The 19,186-nt window shown below is 67.8% G+C and carries 17 protein-coding genes; 6 read left to right on the top strand and 11 right to left on the bottom strand.

What is annotated here, in order from left to right:
• Window positions 1-47: 47 nt before the first annotated feature.
• Window positions 48-3,455, bottom strand: a complete 3,408-nt coding sequence (locus ACIP5T_RS00340; protein ID WP_400859672.1) for a pyruvate carboxylase — start codon at window positions 3,453-3,455, stop codon at window positions 48-50.
• Window positions 3,456-3,549: 94 nt separating this feature from the next.
• Here ACIP5T_RS00340 and ACIP5T_RS00335 point away from each other — a divergent pair, with 94 nt between their 5' ends.
• The gene (locus ACIP5T_RS00335; protein WP_290161951.1) at window positions 3,550-4,362 is read left to right on the top strand and encodes a ParA family protein; all 813 of its coding nucleotides are present in this window, start codon (window positions 3,550-3,552) and stop codon (window positions 4,360-4,362) included.
• A 75-nt stretch (window positions 4,363-4,437) separates the two neighbouring features.
• Here ACIP5T_RS00335 and ACIP5T_RS00330 read toward each other — a convergent pair whose 3' ends face one another.
• The 3 genes from ACIP5T_RS00330 to ACIP5T_RS00320 form a co-directional block, all read right to left on the bottom strand.
• Window positions 4,438-4,983, bottom strand: coding sequence for a MerR family transcriptional regulator (locus ACIP5T_RS00330; RefSeq protein ID WP_079113096.1), 546 nt, complete (start codon window positions 4,981-4,983; stop codon window positions 4,438-4,440).
• A 99-nt stretch (window positions 4,984-5,082) separates the two neighbouring features.
• On the bottom strand, window positions 5,083-5,769 hold the full coding sequence (locus ACIP5T_RS00325) for a MerR family transcriptional regulator (RefSeq protein ID WP_400859670.1): 687 nt from the start codon (window positions 5,767-5,769) through the stop codon (window positions 5,083-5,085).
• The gene (locus ACIP5T_RS00320) at window positions 5,769-6,254 is read right to left on the bottom strand and encodes an FHA domain-containing protein (RefSeq protein ID WP_311259203.1); all 486 of its coding nucleotides are present in this window, start codon (window positions 6,252-6,254) and stop codon (window positions 5,769-5,771) included. Before ACIP5T_RS00320 ends, ACIP5T_RS00325 begins: the two co-directional genes overlap by 1 nt.
• 99 nt (window positions 6,255-6,353) lie before the next feature.
• Here ACIP5T_RS00320 and ACIP5T_RS00315 point away from each other — a divergent pair, with 99 nt between their 5' ends.
• Window positions 6,354-7,013, top strand: coding sequence for a copper resistance protein CopC (locus tag ACIP5T_RS00315; RefSeq protein WP_400859668.1), 660 nt, complete (start codon window positions 6,354-6,356; stop codon window positions 7,011-7,013).
• Between the two features lie 9 nt (window positions 7,014-7,022).
• Complete coding sequence (gene lpdA, locus ACIP5T_RS00310) at window positions 7,023-8,420, top strand: dihydrolipoyl dehydrogenase (RefSeq protein ID WP_400859667.1); 1,398 nt, start codon at window positions 7,023-7,025, stop codon at window positions 8,418-8,420.
• Window positions 8,421-8,560: 140 nt separating this feature from the next.
• On the opposite strand, the gene ACIP5T_RS00305 is transcribed toward lpdA, so the two are convergent.
• From ACIP5T_RS00305 to ACIP5T_RS00285, 5 genes are read right to left on the bottom strand one after another with little or no spacing between them, the layout of a single operon-like run.
• On the bottom strand, window positions 8,561-9,280 hold the full coding sequence (locus tag ACIP5T_RS00305) for a methyltransferase domain-containing protein (RefSeq protein WP_400859665.1): 720 nt from the start codon (window positions 9,278-9,280) through the stop codon (window positions 8,561-8,563).
• Window positions 9,277-10,443, bottom strand: coding sequence for a type III polyketide synthase (locus tag ACIP5T_RS00300; RefSeq protein WP_400859663.1), 1,167 nt, complete (start codon window positions 10,441-10,443; stop codon window positions 9,277-9,279). Before ACIP5T_RS00300 ends, ACIP5T_RS00305 begins: the two co-directional genes overlap by 4 nt.
• Before the next feature lie 54 nt (window positions 10,444-10,497).
• Window positions 10,498-11,142 (bottom strand): CYTH domain-containing protein, encoded by a 645-nt coding sequence (locus ACIP5T_RS00295; RefSeq protein ID WP_400859661.1) that lies wholly within the window; start codon window positions 11,140-11,142, stop codon window positions 10,498-10,500.
• Window positions 11,135-11,347: a hypothetical protein gene (locus ACIP5T_RS00290; RefSeq protein ID WP_042538484.1), complete on the bottom strand. Its 213-nt coding sequence runs from the start codon at window positions 11,345-11,347 to the stop codon at window positions 11,135-11,137. The genes ACIP5T_RS00295 and ACIP5T_RS00290 overlap by 8 nt, the downstream gene beginning before the upstream one ends.
• A 34-nt stretch (window positions 11,348-11,381) precedes the next feature.
• Window positions 11,382-11,852, bottom strand: a complete 471-nt coding sequence (locus ACIP5T_RS00285) for a prepilin peptidase (RefSeq protein WP_400859658.1) — start codon at window positions 11,850-11,852, stop codon at window positions 11,382-11,384.
• 132 nt (window positions 11,853-11,984) lie between these two features.
• On the opposite strand from ACIP5T_RS00285, the gene ACIP5T_RS00280 reads away from it, so the two are divergent.
• From ACIP5T_RS00280 to ACIP5T_RS00270, 3 genes are read left to right on the top strand one after another with little or no spacing between them, the layout of a single operon-like run.
• Window positions 11,985-12,782, top strand: coding sequence for a hypothetical protein (locus ACIP5T_RS00280; RefSeq protein ID WP_400859657.1), 798 nt, complete (start codon window positions 11,985-11,987; stop codon window positions 12,780-12,782).
• On the top strand, window positions 12,779-14,320 hold the full coding sequence (locus ACIP5T_RS00275; protein WP_400859655.1) for a DNA polymerase Y family protein: 1,542 nt from the start codon (window positions 12,779-12,781) through the stop codon (window positions 14,318-14,320). Before ACIP5T_RS00280 ends, ACIP5T_RS00275 begins: the two co-directional genes overlap by 4 nt.
• Complete coding sequence (locus tag ACIP5T_RS00270) at window positions 14,320-17,781, top strand: error-prone DNA polymerase (protein WP_400859653.1); 3,462 nt, start codon at window positions 14,320-14,322, stop codon at window positions 17,779-17,781. Before ACIP5T_RS00275 ends, ACIP5T_RS00270 begins: the two co-directional genes overlap by 1 nt.
• Before the next feature lie 5 nt (window positions 17,782-17,786).
• On the opposite strand, the gene ACIP5T_RS00265 is transcribed toward ACIP5T_RS00270, so the two are convergent.
• Entirely contained in the window at window positions 17,787-18,176 is a 390-nt protein-coding gene (locus tag ACIP5T_RS00265; protein WP_400859652.1) for a hypothetical protein, read from the bottom strand.
• Window positions 18,177-18,444: 268 nt separating this feature from the next.
• A complete protein-coding gene (locus ACIP5T_RS00260; RefSeq protein WP_400859650.1) occupies window positions 18,445-19,047 on the bottom strand; it encodes a TetR/AcrR family transcriptional regulator C-terminal domain-containing protein in 603 nt (200 codons plus the stop codon).
• Between the last annotated feature and the right edge of the window lie 139 nt (window positions 19,048-19,186).

The following is a 19,186-nucleotide window of genomic DNA, read 5'->3' as shown; positions in this document are numbered from 1 at the left end:
GCGGGCCTCGGGTGCGTTGCGTCGAACGCGGCCTCGCCCGCACAAGATTAGTGCGCTGGACGGATGACGACCAAAAGATCTCCGGCCTCGACCTGCTGCGTCGCGCCGATCGCCAGTCGCTCCACGACGCCGTCGACGGGGGCGGTGATGGCCGCCTCCATCTTCATCGCCTCGATGGATGCGACCGGCTCACCGGCGTGCACCGAGTCACCGACGTCTGCTTTCAGCGTCACGACACCGGAGAACGGCGCGGCCACCTGGCCGGGCACCGATGTGTCGGCCTTCTCGATCTCGTGGGCATCGACCGCCACCGATCTGTCGCGCACGAACACCGGGCGCAGCTGACCGTTGAGGGTCGTCATGACGGTGCGCATACCCTTGTCATCCGCGTCTCCGATGGCTTCGAGCCCGACGTACAGCTGGACGCCGCGATCGATCTCTACGACGTGCTCCTGGCCCTGCACGAGTCCATACAGGTAGTCGGCGGTGTCGAGCACCGAGAGGTCACCGAACAGCTCCCGCCTCTCGGTGAACTCGCGCATGGGAGCAGGGAACAGCAGCGTGTTCAGCCGCGCACGACGGGTCGCGCTGTCACCCGCCAATGCTGCCTCGTCGTCGTCGGAGATCTCCGTCATACCGATGCGCACCGACCGTCCCGCCAGCACCTTCGTGCGGAAAGGCTCCGGCCATCCGCCCGGGAGGTCACCGAGTTCGCCAGCCATGAAACCGACGACGGAATCGGGCACGTCGTACTTCTCGGGGTTCGCCTCGAAGTCAGCAGGATCTGCCTTCACCGCGGCCAGGTGCAGGGCGAGATCGCCGACCACCTTCGACGACGGCGTCACCTTGGGAACGCGGCCCAGGATTCGATCGGCTGCGGCGTACATGTCCTCGATCAGCTCGAAATCGTCCGCGAGCCCGAGCGCCTTCGCCTGCTGACGGAGGTTCGACAGTTGCCCTCCCGGGATCTCGTGGTGGTACACCCTCCCTGTGGGGCCCGGAAGCCCGGACTCGAACGGCGCGTACATCCGGCGGACCGCCTCCCAGTACGGCTCGAGGTCCGAGACGCTGTCGAGAGAGATGCCGCTGTCCCGATCCGTGTGCGCGAGGGCGGCGACGAGGGACGAGAGCGAAGGCTGGCTGGTGGTGCCGGAGAGCGGAGCGGATGCCGCGTCGACCGCGTCCACTCCTACGGCGCTCGCAGCGAGCAGGGTGGCGAGCTGGCCTCCAGGGGTGTCGTGGGTGTGGAGGTGGACGGGGAGATCGAAGCGCTCTCGGAGTGCTGCGACGAGCGTCGCCGCCGCGGCGGGGCGCAGCAGTCCTGCCATGTCCTTGATGGCGATGATGTGGGCGCCGGCCGCGACGATCTGATCCGCGAGCTTCAGGTAGTAGTCGAGCGTGTAGAGATCCTCGGCGGGGTCGAGCAGGTCGCCGGTGTAGCAGAGCGCCACTTCGGCGACCGCCGTGCCGGTGTTCCGGACCGCCTCGATCGCCGGGCGCATCTGCTCGACGTCGTTGAGCGCATCGAAGATCCTGAAGATGTCGACGCCGCTGGCCGCCGCCTCCTGCACGAAGGCCTCGGTCACGGCTGTGGGGTACGGCGTGTACCCCACCGTGTTGCGTCCGCGGAGCAGCATCTGGATCGCGACGTTCGGAAGCGCGGCCCGCAGCTTGTCGAGACGCTCCCAGGGGTCCTCTCCGAGGAAGCGCAGTGCGACGTCATAGGTCGCCCCTCCCCAGGCTTCGACCGAGAGCAGCTCCGGTGTCAGCCTGGCGATGTGGGGTGCGGCTGCGACGAGGTCCTTCGTGCGCACACGGGTCGCGAGCAGCGACTGGTGGGCATCGCGGAACGTCGTATCGGTGATCGCGAGAGCACTCTGCGCGCGCAGGCTCCGGGCGAAGCCCTCAGGACCCAGCTCGAGCAGACGCTGTCGTGAACCGGCGATCGGGGTGGAGGAGAGGTCGACGGCGGGGAGTTTGGCAGCCGGATCCAAGGATCCAGGGTGGATCCCGTGGGGCTTGTTGACCGTGACGTCGACCAGCCAGTTCAGGATCCGGGTGCCGCGGTCCTTCGACTCGCGGCCACGGAGAAGATCCGGACGCTCATCGATGAAAGACGTGCTCACATCGCCGGCGATGAAGGCGTCATCCTCCAGCAGCGCCTGCAGGAACGGGATGTTGGTCGAGACGCCGCGAATGCGGAACTCGGCCAGCGCTCGCCGCGCCCGCGCCACGGCCGCCGGGTAGTCACGTCCCCGGCAGGTCAGCTTGGCGAGCATGGAGTCGAAGTGCGGACTGATCTGCGCGCCCTGATGCACCGTGCCGCCGTCGAGGCGGATGCCCGCGCCACCCGGCGAGCGGTAGGTGGTGATCTTGCCCGTGTCGGGACGGAATCCCTGAGTCGGGTCCTCCGTCGTGATGCGGCACTGCAGCGCCGCTCCACGCACCTGCAGGTTGTGCTGTTCCAGCCCGAGTTCGGCCAGGGTCTGGCCTGCGGCGATGCGCATCTGGCTCTGCACGAGATCGACGTCGGTCACCTCTTCGGTGACGGTGTGCTCGACCTGGATGCGCGGATTCATCTCGATGAAGACGACCTCACCGGTGCGCTCCCCCGCGGTCTCGAGCAGGAACTCGACCGTTCCCGCATTCTCGTACCCGATGGATCGCGCGAACGCGACCGCGTAGCCGTGCAGTGCGGTGCGGATGCTGTCGTCGAGATTCGGCGCCGGGGCGATCTCCACCACCTTCTGGTGGCGCCGCTGCACCGAGCAGTCGCGTTCGAAGAGGTGGACGGTCTCGCCGGTCTTGTCGGCGAGGATCTGCACTTCGATGTGCCGGGGACGGAGCACGGCCTGCTCGAGGAACATCCGCGGGTCGCCGAAGGCGCTGGCCGCTTCGCGCATCGCCTCGGCGAGTGCGGGCGCGAGTTCCGCCGCCGACTCGACCCGACGCATGCCCCGGCCGCCGCCGCCGGCGACGGCCTTCGCGAAGAGCGGGAAGCCGATGTCCGGAGCCTGGGCGACGAGAGCGTCGACGTCATCCGAGGCCTCGGTCGAGCGGAGCACCGGCACCCCCGCCTCGATCGCATGGCGTTTGGCCTCGACCTTGTTGCCTGCCATCTCGAGGACCTTCGCGGGCGGCCCGATGAAGACGATGCCGTTCGCCGCGGCCTTCTCGGCCAGCTCCGGATTCTCTGACAGGAACCCGTAGCCGGGGTAGATCGCGTCCGCTCCCGCATCCTTCGCGACGCGGATGATCTCATCGACGTCGAGGTACGCGCGCACGGGGTGACCGCGCTCGCCGATCTCGTAGGCCTCATCGGCCTTGAGGCGGTGGACGGAGCCGCGGTCCTCGTGCGGGAAGACGGCGACCGTTCTCGCCCCGACTTCGAAAGCCGCACGGAAGGCACGGATCGCGATCTCGCCGCGGTTCGCCACAAGGATCTTCTGGAACATGCACACCTCTGGAAGCTCGATGCGCACTTGCAATCTGCGCGCATGGGGCGGGGCTGAGTGTGCACCCAGCCTAGGGGAAGGTAACGTGGTGTTCGTGCACGTACTCAGCGTCAGCTCTCTCAAGGGAGGCGTCGGCAAGACGACCGTGACCCTCGGCCTGGCCTCAGCGGCCTTCGCCCGTGGTGTCCGAACGCTCGTCGTCGACCTCGACCCTCAGTCCGATGTGTCAACCGGGATGGACATCCAGGTGGCCGGTCGGCTCAACATCGCCGATGTCCTTGCCAACCCCAAGGAGAAGGTCGTCCGTCAGGCGATCACCTCCAGCGGCTGGGCGAAGGTGCACCCCGGAACCATCGACGTGCTGATCGGCAGCCCGTCCGCCATCAACTTCGACGGCCCTCACCCGAGCGTGCGTGACGTGTGGAAGCTCGAAGAGGCGCTCGCCTCCGTCGAAGCCGACTACGACCTCGTCCTCGTCGACTGCGCCCCGTCGCTGAACGCCCTCACCCGCACCGCATGGGCCGCGAGCGACCGCGTGATGGTCGTCACCGAGCCAGGACTCTTCTCCGTCGCTGCGGCCGACCGTGCGCTGCGCGCGATCGAGGAGATCCGCCGGGGCCTCTCCCCCCGCCTGCAGCCGCTCGGCATCGTGGTCAACCGCGTGCGACCCCAGTCGATCGAGCACCAGTTCCGCATCAAGGAGCTGCGCGACATGTTCGGCCCCCTCGTGCTCTCACCGCAGCTTCCCGAGCGCACCTCGCTCCAGCAGGCGCAGGGTGCTGCCAAGCCGCTGCACATCTGGCCGGGTGACTCGGCGCAGGAACTCGCTTCGGACTTCGACCAGCTGCTCGATCGGATCATCCGCACCGGGCGCATCCAGGTCGCGGATTCCGGCCCGCAGGCCTGACCCCAGAAAGCAGAACGGCCATCCTCTCGCGAGGGTGGCCGTTTCTTCGTATCGGGCGACTCAGGCCGCGATCGATCAGGCGGAGCGCTTGGTGCGGCGTGCCGACAGCTCGTCGACCGGGTCCGGTGAGGTCGCGTCGAACTCGACGAGGGTGGACTCGACCTCGCGCAGGACCTTGCCCACGGCGATGCCGAACACGCCCTGACCGCGGCTGACCAGGTCGATGACCTCGTCGTTCGACGTGCACAGATAGACCGATGCGCCGTCGCTCATCAGGGTCGTGCCCGCGAGGTCGCGGATGCCTGCGCGACGGAGCTCCTCGACGGCCGTACGGATCTGCTGCAGCGAGATCCCCGTGTCGAGCAGGCTCTTCACGAGCTTGAGCACGAGGATGTCGCGGAAGCCGTAGAGACGCTGCGATCCGGAACCGCTGGCCCCTCGCACAGTGGGCTCGACGAGCTCGGTGCGTGCCCAGTAATCCAGCTGGCGATAGGTGATGCCCGCCGCGCGCGCCGCTACCGCACCGCGGTAGCCGACCTCGTCGTCCATGGCCGGAAGGCCGTCGGTGAAGAGGAGTTCTGGCACGAACCGCGGGTCGCCTGCACGCTCATCCGCATTCATTTGAAATCCTCCCTGGAGCTGTTACCTCCACGCTAGAGCAGCCCTCCGGCACCGGCAATGACATCCGTGGGACGCCGAAGGTGTGTCGCAATCAGTTCGTTACGAAAGCAACCTGGTGAGTGCGTCCTTGACGAAGAGCGAACGCACCTCGTCGATCTTCGCGGCGAGGTTGGGCGCCATGTCGCTCGCCTTCGCGCGCGAGGCGGCGTCTGTGCGACGGAGCAGCGAAGACATGGCGGACTCGATCAGCGCGACCTCGCGCTCGGCGCCCTGTCGCAGTGACCGGAGATGGCGCGGTTCGATGCCGTGGCGGTCGAGCGCGACCAGACCGCGCAGCAGTGTGACGGTCGCCTCGGGATAGCTCTCCTGAGCGACGATGACGCCGGTGCTGATCGCATCGTTGAGAAGCTGCGGGCCCGCCCCGGCCGCCGACAGCAGCTCGCTGCGGCGGTAGCGACGAGGGGTCGGCGTGATCGAGGGCGGCGGAGCGAGGGCGGCTGATTCGCCGTTCGCCTCCGCGTCGTCGAGCTGCTCTCGGATGATGCTGAGAGGGAGGTAATGGTCACGCTGCAGCGTGAGGCCGAGGCGCAGGCGCTCGATATCGGCCTGCGAGAACTTGCGATAGCCCGACTCTGTGCGGGACGGGCTGACGATCCCCTGCACTTCCAGGAAGCGGAGCTTGCTGGAAGTGAGCTCCGGAAACTCCGGAGTGAGCCGAGCCAGCACCTGGCCGATGCTCAGAAGACCCGCGGACGCTGAGCGTTCGCGGGCGGGAGAAGCCGCCATCAGTCGATCGCCGCGACGCGATCGACGGGAGAGGCGAAGAAGTTCAACCGGAACTTGCCGACGCGGAGCTCGGTGCCGTCGACCAGCGCGCTGCGGTCGACGCGCTCGCCGTTGACGTACGTGCCATTGAGCGAGCGCTGATCGATGATCTCGAACGTCGAGCCGTTGCGAGTCACCTCTGCGTGGCGGCGCGAGACGGTCACGTCGTCGAAGAAGATGTCGGCCTCGGGGTGGCGACCCACGGTCGTCACATCGGTGTCGAGCAGGTAGCGAGCCCCCGCGAGAGCTCCGGAGCGCACCAGGAGCAGCGCGGAACCGGAAGGAAGCGCTGCGATGGCGCCCTGCTCCACGTCAGTGAGCTCCACGCCGAAAGGCACGAAGGAGAGGTCCGAGTCGTGCCCGAACGTCTGCGTCACGTCGTGCCTCTGCTCGCCGGGACGGTGGATCGCGGCGTCTCCGCCCGATCGATTCTGGCTGTCTGTCACTATGCCCTCCTAGTCCTCCAGACTAACTGATCGGACGCCGCTCGCGGGAGCTCGCTTCACACTCAGGCATCGCATACCGATGCTTCATAGGCTGAGGGGGTGAAAACCACAGCCCGCCGCCTCCCTACAGCTCCGGTCGCACTCGCCGCCTCCCTTCTGACCGCGTTCCTCGTGCTGTTCGCGCCTCTGTCCGCCTCCGCACACGACAGCCTGCTCGCGTCGTCTCCAGAGGCCGAAAGCACGGTCGACACGCTTCCGACCGAGTTGACGCTCACCTTCAGCGCGAAGCTCATCGACGAGACCGGGGCGACCGAGGTGGTCGTGACCGATCCCTCCGGCAACTCGGTCATCGAGGGCGCTGCCACCGTCGAGGGTGCGATCGTGACGCAGCAGCTCGCCGCGGAGGCCCCGGCGGGCGCTTATCACGTGATCTGGAAGGTCGTCTCGAGCGACGGCCACCCGACCTCGGGAGAGTTCGACTTCACGGTCGCGAACAGCACCGAGGCCGCCCCGACCGAGGAGCCGAGCGCCGAGCCCACGGAGACGGCTACGGTCGCTCCCGCGCCGAGTGCGACCGCAGGGCCCGGCACCGACGCCACTCCCGCCCCCGAGAGCGACGACTCATCCGCCTCCACGACGCTGATCTGGGTGCTCGCCATCGCCGGTGCGCTCGTGATCATCGCCATCGTGGTCTGGCTCGTGATCCGCGGTCGCCGCGACCGGGCTTCCACCGATTCCGACCTCCCCTCGGAGCGATAGGCTTAAGGCATGCCACATTACGATGTCGTCATCCTCGGTGCAGGTCCTGGCGGATACGTCGCTGCGGTTCGCAGCGCGCAGCTCGGTCTGTCCACCGCCATCATCGAAGAGAAGTACTGGGGCGGTGTCTGCCTCAACGTGGGCTGCATCCCCTCCAAGGCTCTTCTGAAGAACGCGGAGCTCGCGCACACGCTCAACCACAAGGCCGAGTTCTTCGGCATCTCGGGTGAGTTCACGATCGACTACGGCAAGGCGTTCGACCGCAGCCGTGTCGTCGCAGACGGCCGCGTCAAGGGCATCCACTTCCTCATGAAGAAGAACAAGGTGACCGAGTACGACGGTCGCGGCACCTTCACCGGCCCCAAGGCGATCTCGGTCGCCAAGGCCGACGGGTCGACCGAAGAGGTCACCTTCGACAACGCGATCATCGCGACCGGCTCGAAGGTGCGTCTGCTCCCGGGCGTCCAGCTCAGCGACAACGTCGTGACCTACGAGGAGCAGATCCTCAGCCGCGAGCTCCCGAAGTCGATCGTCATCGTCGGAGCCGGCGCCATCGGCATGGAATTCGCTTACGTGATGACCAACTACGGCGTCAAGGTCACCATCATCGAGTTCCTCGACCGCGCGCTTCCCAACGAGGATGCCGATGTGTCGAAGGAGATCGCGAAGCAGTACAAGAACTACGGCGTCGACATCCTCACCTCCACCAAGGTCGAGTCCGTCGTCGACAACGGCTCTTCCGTCACCGTGTCGTACACCGGCAAGGACGGGCAGCAGAGCTCGATCGAAGCCGACAAGGTGCTCATGTCGGTCGGCTTCGCCCCCAACATCGAGGGCTTCGGCCTCGAGGCCACCGGCGTGAAGCTCACCGAACGCGGCGCGATCGACATCGACGACCACATGCGCACGAACGTCGAGGGCATCTACGCCATCGGCGACGTCACCGCCAAGCTGCAGCTCGCCCACGTGGCCGAGGCGCAGGGTGTGGTCGCGGCCGAGACCATCGGCGGCGCCGAGACCCAGACGCTCGGCGACTACCGCATGATGCCTCGTGCGACGTTCTGCTCGCCCCAGGTCGCCTCGTTCGGCCTCACCGAGCAGCAGGCGAAGGACGAGGGTCGCGAGATCAAGGTCGCGACCTTCCCGTTCATGGCCAACGGCAAGGCACACGGCCTCGGCGAGCCCCTCGGATTCGTCAAGCTGATCGCCGACGCCGAGCACCTCGAGCTCATCGGCGCCCACATGATCGGCCCGGACGTCTCCGAGCTCCTTCCCGAGCTGACTCTGGCCCAGAAGTGGGACCTCACGGCCCTCGAACTGGCCCGCAACGTGCACACCCACCCGACGCTGTCGGAGGCGCTGCAGGAGGGCTTCCACGGCCTCGCAGGTCACATGATCAACTTCTGATCCGAGCATCAGATCGAAGGCCCGGCACGCTCACGCGTGTCGGGCCTTCGTGCGTCCACCGGCAGTCGTTCTCCACGCTGGTGAGAGCGGCGTCGGCATGAGAATCGGATGCTCAGGTCGATCCGCGGTCGCCCGGCGCCCTACGTGAGGGGGGAACTCTCCCCGCGCAGCTCCAGCCGCGAGGGCAGTCCGAAGCGCACAGTCCACCCGAACGGCACGAGAGAGGCGAGTTCTCTCCGCGTGTACGAGCGCCGGATGCTGATGAGGCCGTCCTCGCGGATGAACGAACCGCGGAACAGCGTGCCGGAGAGGATCCACGTGGCGGCGTCGTACAGCACATAGGCGAGTCGGGTGCGGGCGATGTCCCGATGCACCACGACTCCGCCGGGGCCGACGAGCGCCGCAGAGTCGCGCAGCAGGCCGTCGAGCTCTGCCGCGGTGAGGTGATGCAGCACGTGATTCGAGAAGACCACGTCGTACTGCTCCCCCTCCGCCACCAGGTCTGAGGCGAAGGCGCAGCGATACCGGATACCAGCCCCGTCATCGTGATCCGCCGCCCAGCGGATCGCCCGCTCGTCGGCGTCGAGGGCCGTGATCTCGGCGTCCAGTCCCGCCCGCCGCAACCGGGCCGCGATCATCCGGCACACGTCTCCACCGCCGGCGCCGATGTCCAGGATGCGGATGGGACCGCGGCGGGCGCGCGGCCGGATCTCCTGGCGATAGAGCAGCCCCGGCCGGGAGACGAGCGCGTTCACGAGACGGAAGCGCCGGTAGGTGTGCTCCAGCATCCCGATGTCCGCGTCCGGATCGTCCATGAGCTCGCGCGCCTCGATGGCGCGCGTCGAGAGGTCGTGCCTCACGAGACGCCGGTGGTGACCGTCATCAGCGCGCTCTCGGCCGTCAGTCCCGGCCCGAAGGCCATCGCGGCGACCCGCGACCCCTCGATCGCGCCGTCGTCGAGGATCCGTTTGATGACGAAGAGCACCGTCGCGCTCGACATGTTGCCGTTCTCGCGCAGCGTCTCCCGTGCCGGGTGCAGCTGGGCGTCGCTCAGCTGCAGGCGCTCCTGGACGCGGTCGAGGATGCTGCGGCCGCCCGGATGGATCGCCCAGTGCTCCACCCGCTCCCCCACCCGTCCTTCGTCGAACGCGGCCGCGAGCTCGCCGTCCCGAGCGTACAGCGGGCGGATGGCGCCGATGATGGTCTCGCCGATGATCTGAGGCACCTTCGTCGAGAGGATCATCTCGAAGCCGTGGTCCCCGATCGTCCAGGCCATGTCCTTCTCGCCTTCCGCGGCGATCGCGGTGTGGAAGCCGTCGAGACGGACCCCGGGCACCGGAGTCGGGAGGTCGCGCGCGGTGACGATGCCGGCGGCCGCTCCGTCCGCGAAGAGAGAGTTCGCCACGATGAGATCCGGATCCTCCGACGAGCGAAGGTGCACGGTGCACAGCTCGACGCTCACCACGAGCACCACCGCTGCGGGGTCGGCCGCGCAGAACTGACTCGCCGCACGGAGCGCCGGCATCGAGGCGTAGCAGCCCATGAACCCGAGGTGATAGCGCTGCACGCTGTCGGAGAGACCCAGCCCCCTCACGATCTCGTACTCGGGTCCTGGCGCATGGAAGCCCGTGCACGATGCGGTGATGACATGCGTGACGTCTGCGGCGACGATGTCCGGGTCTGCGTCCAGGGCGCTGCGCGCGACCTCGACGAAGAGACGGGACGCCTCGCGTATGTAGAGGTCGTTGCGCGCCCCGGTTCCTGGAGAGTGCAGAAGACCCGACTCACGATCGAAGAAGACCGGCTCGTGGGTGCTCGCCGTGGGCCTCGCCGTGGGCGCCAGCTCTTCGATGACGGTGTGGCGGGTGTCGATGCCCGATCCGTTGAAGGACGCTCCGATGATCCTCTGCGCGAGGCGCCCGACGTCGGGCTGCGAGGCGAAGATGTCGCGCACCTCGTGCTGCTCGATGACGGTGTCTGGAACGATCGTCCGCAGCGAGCGGAGTACGGCGGAGCGGGTCATGTCTGCCACTCAAGCATGGCCCCGCTCACGCACGGAAGGGGCTTGCGCCGTGAGTCAGAAACCCAGAGCACGGGCGAGCTTGGAGCCGGATGACGCCTCGCGACCCCCGGCGGCGAAGATCACCGTCTCGACGGCCTCGAACAGGACGGCTCGCCCCACCTCGTCGGCGGGAGCAGCGGGGCCGAGCTCGAACTCCCACTCGCGCCATTCACGCTGCACGTCGTGCCGGAGGTCGGTCGCGCGAACTCTGTCGTCGACGAATTCGGCGACCACTCCGGCGGTTCCGGTGAGCAGATATGCCGTTCGGGTGTTCTCGATCCGGGCGAGAGGCGTCAGCGGGGCCGACGTCCATCGCGAGAGCGTCTCGGTCACCGCATCCGGGATCCCGTCATCGTCGCCCAGGGGCCAGCCGATCTCGAGACGGCCGTCGCCCTCGCGCGGTCCCTTTATGTGCCAGCCGGCATCGGGGCCGCCCGTGCGGCGACGAAGAGCCACCCCTGAGCGTGAGAGCTCGCCGTCCGCGGTGTCGAAGTAGCGTGCGTCGAGCTCACGCACCTCGCCGGAGGACACCGCATCGACGCCGGGAATGCCCACCCACTCCGGAAGGGGCGTGGTGTCATCGACGTCGTACTTGCGCTCGACCTCGACGACCCTGGAGGGTTCGAGGCCGGACCGCGGAGCGTTGTGGTGCTCAGTCATCCGACGGGCTGATGTCCTCGAGGGATTCGTCGTACCAGTAGTCGATCTCGGTGGGACCGTCGGTGTCGCCGGTGTTCTGCGCGTCACCGCGCCTGTTGTACACCACCTGGGTCTCGCTGTAGGGGACGATGAGCTTGTCGTCCGCATCGCCGAGAGGAATGATCTGCCCGTCCAGCGGGCCGCCGTGAAGCCGTGCAAGTGCCATGTGCTCACCCTATCGCCGACGCGTTGCACGGTGCTCACTCCATGAGGATGCCGAGGATCGCGCCGATGATCATCCACGGCCCGAAGGCGATGCGCGTGGAGCCGTCGGCCCTGCGGAGCATCATCAGCGACAGGGAGAACAGGGCGCCGAGGACGAAGGCGGATGCTGCTCCCACGGCGAGCGCCTGCCAGCTGTGCCAACCGAGGATCAGGCCGATGACGGCGGCGAGCTTGACGTCTCCTCCGCCCATCCCCTCGCGGCTGAGCGCACGGAGCGCCGCGTAGAAGCCGCCGAGGATCAGCATGCCGAGTGCGGCTCTGGTCATCGCCGCGCTCTCCCCCGAGGCGAGTGCGTCGGCGGCCCCGAGGACGACGAGCGCCGCCAGGGTGGGGAGCACGATCCGGTTCGGCAGCCGATGGGTGCGGATGTCGACGGCGACGAGCCTGCAGGCGATCACGAACAGCGTCAGATGAACGGTCACGACAGCCACGGTGCGCAGATCCATGCCGGAAGGCTAGAAGAAGACGGATGCCGGCGAGGACTGCGTGTGGATAACCTCCCACCCCGATGTCCGAGGTTCGAACTATCGTCATCTACTCCAGTTGCTTTATTAGTACATATCTTCGAGGATGGATTCATGGGGATCGGGCTCGATGCGGTGACCGCGCTCTCTCCGGCTGGCGACTCCCGCGCCGGAGAGGTTCTTCGGCTGCGCCGGGAGATCAGCCGCATGCAGCGCAGACGCAGCGAGCACCCGCTGCTCCCCCTCGATCCCGCCTTCTCCTCTCTGCTCCCCGAAGAAGGACTGCAGACGGGGACGACCTACACCGTCTCCCCCTCGCCCAGCCTCATCCTCTCGCTGCTCGCTGCCGCGTCGAGCAAGGGCCACTGGTGTGCGGTGGTGGGCATGCCCACACTGGGCGTCGAAGCTGCAGCGGCGTTCGGCATCGAGCTGCCTCGACTGATCCTCGTCCCCGACCCCGGAGACCGCTGGCTCGCCGTGACCTCTGCGCTCGCCGAGGTGGTTCCGCTGATCGCCGTGCAGCCAGGAGGCAGGGCACGCGATGCCGATGTGTCACGGCTGAGCGCCCGGCTGCGAGACCGCGGGAGCACCCTGCTCATCACCGAGTCGACCGCGTCCGGCGCCTGGCCGCAGAGCGAGGGCTCCATCCGGCTGCATGACCAGCACTGGCTCGGCGTCGGCGAGGGGTGGGGGCTGATCGAGGGTTCCACGGCGACGGTGTCAGCGCGGACGCGGCACAGTCCGCTGGTGTCGAGCGTGCGCGTGCGTCTTCCCGGTGTCCACGGCGCGGTCGAGGAGCTGCCCGCCGAGCACATCGCCGTCGAGACCATGGCCGAGATGACCGCGCTGCCCGGCCTGCGCGGTGCCGATGCCGCTCCACCCGAGTACCCGCGTCTGGCGGTGGCCGGATGACCGCCGCTCCGCTGCGGGTCCTCGTCCTGTGGCTTCCCGATTGGCCGTTGCGTGCCGCTCTGGGCGGGCCCCCGCCTCATCCGCCGACGGCTCTGGTGCACGCGAACACCGTCGTCGCGTGCACCGCTTCGGCGAGAGAGCACGGTGTGCGCGCGGGTCAACGCCGCCGAGTCGCTCAGGGGCATATCTCGTCGCTGCGCGTGCTGCCTCACGACGCCGCCCGCGACGAGAGAGCCTTCCTTCCGGTGCTGCAGCTCATCGAGAAGCATGCCCCCGGGGCCGCCCTGCTGCGCCCAGGACTCGCGGCCGTGCGGGCGCGGGGCATCTCCCGCTACCACGACGGCGAGGCTGAGGCGGGGCGGGCCCTCATCGACATCCTCACCGAGGCGGGCTTCCCCGAGGTGCGCGTGGGCATCGCCGACGGCCCCTTCACGGCAGAGCTCGCCGCCAGAGGAAGCGCACCGTGCACCGTCGTACCTGCAGGTCTGGCGAAGGACTTCCTCGCACCGCTGCCCGTGGGGGTTCTGCGAGACGAACAGCTCAGTGGTCTGCTCATCCGACTCGGCGTACGCACGCTCGGCGACTTCGCAGCCCTCGACGAGATCGAGGTGCGCGATCGCTTCGGCGAGCGCGGCTCCCGCCTGCACTCCCTCGCCGCCGGCGCCGATTCCCGCGCAGTGGTGGCACGACCGCCCGACCCCGAGCTCGCGCGCTCCGTCGAATTCGAACCGCCACTCGCGGGAGCCGATCAGGTGGCCTTCGCAGTGAGGCAGACGGCCGATGCGGTCATGCTCGCTCTCGGAGAAGCCTCGGTGGTGTGCACAGAGATCCGCATCGACCTGATCGGCGACGACGGCAAGGTGTTCTCCCGCCCGTGGCTGCACCCGACCTGCTTCGATGCCGCTGACCTCGTCGACCGGGTGCGCTGGCAGCTCGAGGCGCTGGGGGCGGAGTCCGCGAAGGAGCCGATCGATGAGGCTCGGGCGTTCGGCGGCATCGCCCTGGTGCGGATCGTGCCCGTGGCGGTCGATGATGCCGCCCATCATCAGCCCGGGCTCTTCGGCTCCGGCACGGATGAGCGTCTGCACCACGCCATCTCCCGCGTGCAGACGATGCTCGGTCACGAGGGTGTCGTCACCGCCGCCCTGTCCGGCGGGCGCTGGCTCGCCGATCGACAGGTGCTCACTCCGTGGGGCGAACGCGCCGTCGCTCCCAGAGACCCCGGCCGCCCCTGGCCGGGAAGCCTTCCCGATCCTCTTCCCGCCGAGGTGTTCCGACCGCCTCGCCCCATCGGAGTCCTTGCGCCTGACGGTGAGACCGTCCTCGTCGACGACCGCGGGGCGCTCTCGGCGGTGCCCGCTCGCATCGACGGCGACGATGTCCAGGCCTGGGCGGGCCCATGGCCGATCCATGAACGTCGATGGGACGCCTCCGGAGGAAAGAAGGGGCACCGTCTGCAGATCATCGACGATCATGATCGGGCCTGGCTCGTCTTCTGCACCGGCGATCGCTGGTGGGCCGAGGGGCGGTACCGCTGATGGGCTGGCACAACCCGCCCCTGTCCTGGAACGAACTGGAGCGCACTCTCAGCGGCGAGGAATCGCCCTACCCGACCGGAGGCATGCCCCCCGGCAGCCGCCCGGATCCCGGCCCCGTCAGCACCAAGCGCACACGGAACCCTCCTACATCCGTGAGCCGGCCGGAGGATGCCGTTCCCTATGCCGAGCTGCACGCGCATTCGTCGTACTCCTTCCTCGACGGCGCCTCCTCGCCGGAGGACCTGCTCGCAGAGGCCGAGCGTCTGGGGCTCACCGCGCTGGCCCTCACCGACCACGACGGTTTCTACGGGGCGGCCCGCTTCGCCGAGGTCGCGGAGCTGATGGATGTGAGCGTCCAGACGGTATACGGAGCAGAGCTCTCGCTCGGTCTGGACGCACCGCAGCGGGGCACCCCCGATCCTGTCGGCGACCATCTCCTGGTGCTCGCCGACGGCCTGGAGGGCTATCACCGTCTCTCCGGCGCGATGACGGCCGCTCACCTGCGCGGCGGCGAGAAGGGGCGCCCCGTGTACGACCTCGATGAGCTGGCGGCAGCCGCCGACGGGCACTGGACGATCCTCACCGGGTGCCGAAAGGGCGGCGTCCGGCGTGGCCTCGAAGCCGGAGACGCGCAGACACCGCTGCGCCGCCTGGTCGATCTGTTCGGCCAGGATCGCGTCGCCGTCGAGCTCTTCGACCACGGCGACCCACAGGACACACGTCGCAACGACGCTCTCGCCGATCTCGCCAGACGGATGCGGCTGCCGGTGGTGGCGACGAACAACGTGCACTATGCCGCCCCCGAACGTGCATCGCTCGCCGAGGCAGTCGCCGCTGTGCGTGCCGTGCGCAGCATGGACGAGCTCGACGGCTGGCTTCCGACCCACGGAGGAGCACATCTGCGCAGCGGTGCGGAGATGGCGGCGCGCTTCCGGCGCCACCCCGGCGCGATCTCCTACGGGCTCGAACTCGCCGCAGCGTCGGCCTTCTCCCTCCGCCGAGCGCGACCGGCACTCCCGCAGCAGAAGGTCGCCGACGGCCATACCCCCATGAGCTGGCTGCGCCACCTGGTGTGGGAGGCCGTGCCGACGAAGTACCCGAATCTGGATGACGACGGCCGCCGCAGGATCGGGCGCGAGCTCGACGTGATCGAGGAGAAGGACTTCCCCGGCTACTTCCTCATCGTGCACGGCATCGTCACGGAGGCACGTCGTCGCGGCATCCTGTGTCAGGGGCGTGGCTCTGCCGCGGCGAGCGCCGTCTGCTATCTGCTCGGCATCACCGCCGTCGACCCGATCCTCTACCGCCTGCCCTTCGAGCGGTTCCTCGCGACGACGCGTCAGGAAGAACCCGACATCGATGTGGACTTCGACTCCGATCGCCGGGAGGAGATCATCCAGTGGGTGTACCGCGAGTACGGAAGAGAGCGCGCGGCCCAGGTGGCGAACGTCATCCAGTACCGTCCGAAGAATGCCGTGCGCGATATGGCGAGGGCTCTCGGCTACTCCCCAGGGCAGCAGGATGCCTGGTCCAGGCAGGTCGACGGGTGGAGCACCGGACTCGAGGTGGCCGACGAGCACGATATCCCCGCGAAAGTCCTCGACTATGCGGGTGAGCTGCTGAAGGCTCCCCGGCACCTCGGCATCCACTCCGGCGGCATGGTGCTCACGGCACGCCCCGTCGGCGAGGTCGTCCCCGTCGAGCATGCGCGCATGGAGAACCGCACCGTGATCCAGTGGGACAAAGACGACGCGGCCTGGATGGGGCTGGTGAAGTTCGACCTCCTCGGGCTCGGCATGCTGGCAGCGCTTCAGCACTGCTTCGATCTCATCGACGACGCCACGGGCGAGCGGTGGACGCTCGAGACCCTTCCGAAAGAAGAACCGGCCGTCTACGACATGCTCTGCCGCGCTGATTCGATCGGGGTGTTCCAGGTCGAGTCCCGCGCTCAGATCGGCCTGCTTCCCCGCCTGCAGCCACGCGCCTTCTACGACCTCGCCATCCAGATCGCGCTCATCCGCCCCGGGCCCATCCAGGGTGGGGCGGTGCATCCCTTCGTTCGACGCAAGATGGCGAAGGATGCGCTCGACGAGGAGAACCGCGCCAGGGCGGCTCGTGGCGAAGAACCTGTGGTGCTCGACATCCCGTATCCGCATGATGACCTCAAGCCGATCCTCGAGCGGACGCTGGGCATCCCGATCTTCCAGGAGCAGCTGATCCAGATGGCGACGGCCATCGGCGACTGCACTGCCGACGAAGCCGATCTGCTCAGACGCGCCATGGGATCCAAGCGCGGGCTCGAGAAGATCGAGAAGGTGCGCGACAAGCTCTATGCGGGGATGACCAGACGCGGGCTCTCCGCCGAGCAGTCGGATCGCATCTACGCGCAGATCCAGGCGTTCTCGAACTTCGGATTCGCCGAGTCGCACTCGTTGTCCTTCGCACTTCTCGTCTATGCGAGCTCCTGGCTCAAACTGCACTATCCGGCGGCGTTCCTCGCCGGACTGCTCCGGTCGCAGCCGATGGGCTTCTACTCCGCTTCGACGCTCACCGCAGACGCTCGACGGCATGGCGTCGAGGTGCGTCGACCCGATCTGCACGCCTCCGGTGTCACCGAGACACTCGAACCCCTCGAGGGCGCACCGCTGCGGATGCCGACGGGACTGGACGCCTGCGGTGATCCGCTGCAGCCTCGGGTGCCGCGTTTCGACCGGTCCTCATCCGACGAGTCGGCGGCGCACCGCAGGGATGGCGCGTATGCGGTGCGCATGGGGCTCAGCGGTGTGCGCGGCATCGGCACACCGCTGGCGGAGAGAATCGTCGCAGAACGCGAGGCCGCCGGCCCGTTCCGCGATCTGAACGATCTGGTGAGGCGCACCGATGCCACCGCAGCGCAGTTGGAATCCCTGGCGACCGCCGGCGCGTTCGAGTGCCTCGGGCTTCAGCGCAGAGAGGCGATCTGGATGTCGGGGGCAGCCGCTGAGGATCGTTCGCGGTACCTTCCCGGCACGACGATCGCCGTGCAGCCACCGCTGTTCAGCGACCAGTCCAGCTATGAACGGCTCTCCGCAGATCTCTGGGCGACCGGCGTCTCGACCGACGACCACCCGATGGCGCACTTCCGCGGACTCCTGCGTGAGCGGGGCGTGCTCACCTCCGCCGACCTCCAGAGCCACGAGACGGGCAGGCGCATCGAAGTCGCCGGCCTCGTGACTCACCGTCAGCGCCCGGCGACGGCAGCGGGCGTCACGTTCCTCAACCTCGAAGACGAGAACGGCCTGGTCAACGTCATCTGCTCGACGGGGGTGTGGGGTCGTTACCACCGAGTGGCGCGGGACTCTCCTGCTCTGATCATCCGCGGCATTCTCGAGCGCTCAGCGGAGGGAGTGGTGAATGTCCTCGCGGACGCATTCGAAGACCTCCGCACCGGAGTGACGCATCGATCGCGGGACTTCCGCTGAGCGGTTCACCAGAAGCGTTCGGGCTCAGGCTCGGGCACTCGGTCGGCACCGCCCCAGCGGTCCGCTTCGGCCTTCGCCGCATCGACCGCCGCATCCGCGCCGTGCAGGGCGGCCCTGGCACTCGTCGCACCGGATCCGTCCCCCTCGGCATCGACGATGAGAACCGTCTGCGACGAGTGCCCGCCGATCGTCACCGTGCAGTCGACGACACGACCCCGCCACCGGATGAGCTCGCCGCGGGGCTCTTCGATGCGGCGATATCGGATGCCGGTGTCGAGGTCTCTGACAGACAGGATCAGGGACTCCCCGGTCAGCTCATCGAGGCGCTCCGTCACCTCGACTCGGTGCCCGTGAGCGATGGCGAGGTGCGCGTTCAGCACGAGCTTTCTGTCCATGAACCCACTCTATGAGTGGACGTTCTCGCGGCAAGCCCCAGTCTTGGAAGAAACATTCGTAGATTTCTTTGTCCCCCAAATGGCGGACAGAGCGATTAAGCGATATTCTGCTGGAAGTAGCGGGGGCTACCGGCTGAACATCTGGGGATATCAGTCGAGAGAGCAGCGAAAGTCTTTCGCCGCCTCCCCTACCGTCCGGGACGGACGGTGAGCCCTCTCGAGTGATCCAAATGGGGTTGGATGACTCGAGAGGGCAACCATTCCAGCCTCATCTGCCGAGGCGAGCCCGAAGCGAGTCGACCAGCAGCCCGATTCCGAGCTCGAACGTGCGATCCGCCCGCGCAGCGCCCCGCTCCGCGCCCTCGAGCACGCGACCGAGTGTGCGAGTTCCTTCACCCGGCTCCCACACCTCGTCCGGCGAGGCCAGATCGAGACCGAAGCCGATAGCGAAGGCATCGATGATCGCGATCACAGTGAGCACCTCGTCGTCGGGGAAGCCTCCGTCGACGAGAACGGTCGCCAGGTCGTCGTATGCGGCGATGACCGTCGGATGCGTGATCGTCTTCCCGATCAGGAGCGGCACGAGCTGCGGGTGATCGGCATACATCTGGCGCTGGCGTCTCAGAAGATCGACCAGGAAGACGTCCCACTCGCGCTCCCCCGGCCCGACCCTGTACTCCTCGACCAGCCGGCCGCGCATCACCTCGATGATGCCCTCCATGCCGTCAACGTGGTTGTACAGAGACGACGGCCTGACGCCGAGCCGGCGGGCGATCGCGTTCACGCCGAACGGCTCGCCGGCCCTGGACAATTCGAGGCCAGCCGCACCGATGATCTCAGGCGACAGCAATGGACTCGAAGGCCTGGGCATCGCACGCTCACTCTCTGTTCCCGGAGCCGTTGAGAAAACCTCTTCCCTCCGGTACCCCTCCTGTGCATAATAGTGAACATCATTCGTTGACGAACACCATTCGTTTTTGAATTCGCGCCCCACCCGATGCGCATTGGCA

The sequence above is a fragment of the Microbacterium sp. NPDC088619 genome, from assembly GCF_044752825.1.
Lineage (GTDB): Bacteria > Actinomycetota > Actinomycetes > Actinomycetales > Microbacteriaceae > Microbacterium.
This window is presented reverse-complemented; position numbering and strand designations above follow the sequence as displayed.

Bases quoted from the DNA above. Each gene is read 5' to 3' on its own strand.
- ACIP5T_RS00285 (WP_400859658.1), bottom strand. From the start codon at position 11,852: ATGGATCTGCGCACCGTGGCTGTCGTGACCGTTCATCTGACGCTGTTC.
- ACIP5T_RS00290 (WP_042538484.1), bottom strand. From the start codon at position 11,347: ATGGCACTTGCACGGCTTCACGGCGGCCCGCTGGACGGGCAGATCATT.
- ACIP5T_RS00275 (WP_400859655.1), top strand. From the start codon at position 12,779: ATGACCGCCGCTCCGCTGCGGGTCCTCGTCCTGTGGCTTCCCGATTGG.
- ACIP5T_RS00325 (WP_400859670.1), bottom strand. From the start codon at position 5,769: ATGGCGGCTTCTCCCGCCCGCGAACGCTCAGCGTCCGCGGGTCTTCTG.
- ACIP5T_RS00295 (WP_400859661.1), bottom strand. From the start codon at position 11,142: ATGACTGAGCACCACAACGCTCCGCGGTCCGGCCTCGAACCCTCCAGG.
- ACIP5T_RS00270 (WP_400859653.1), top strand. From the start codon at position 14,320: ATGGGCTGGCACAACCCGCCCCTGTCCTGGAACGAACTGGAGCGCACT.
- ACIP5T_RS00280 (WP_400859657.1), top strand. From the start codon at position 11,985: ATGGGGATCGGGCTCGATGCGGTGACCGCGCTCTCTCCGGCTGGCGAC.
- ACIP5T_RS00300 (WP_400859663.1), bottom strand. From the start codon at position 10,443: ATGACCCGCTCCGCCGTACTCCGCTCGCTGCGGACGATCGTTCCAGAC.
- ACIP5T_RS00330 (WP_079113096.1), bottom strand. From the start codon at position 4,983: ATGAATGCGGATGAGCGTGCAGGCGACCCGCGGTTCGTGCCAGAACTC.
- ACIP5T_RS00340 (WP_400859672.1), bottom strand. From the start codon at position 3,455: ATGTTCCAGAAGATCCTTGTGGCGAACCGCGGCGAGATCGCGATCCGT.
- ACIP5T_RS00260 (WP_400859650.1), bottom strand. From the start codon at position 19,047: ATGCCCAGGCCTTCGAGTCCATTGCTGTCGCCTGAGATCATCGGTGCG.
- ACIP5T_RS00265 (WP_400859652.1), bottom strand. From the start codon at position 18,176: ATGGACAGAAAGCTCGTGCTGAACGCGCACCTCGCCATCGCTCACGGG.
- lpdA (WP_400859667.1), top strand. From the start codon at position 7,023: ATGCCACATTACGATGTCGTCATCCTCGGTGCAGGTCCTGGCGGATAC.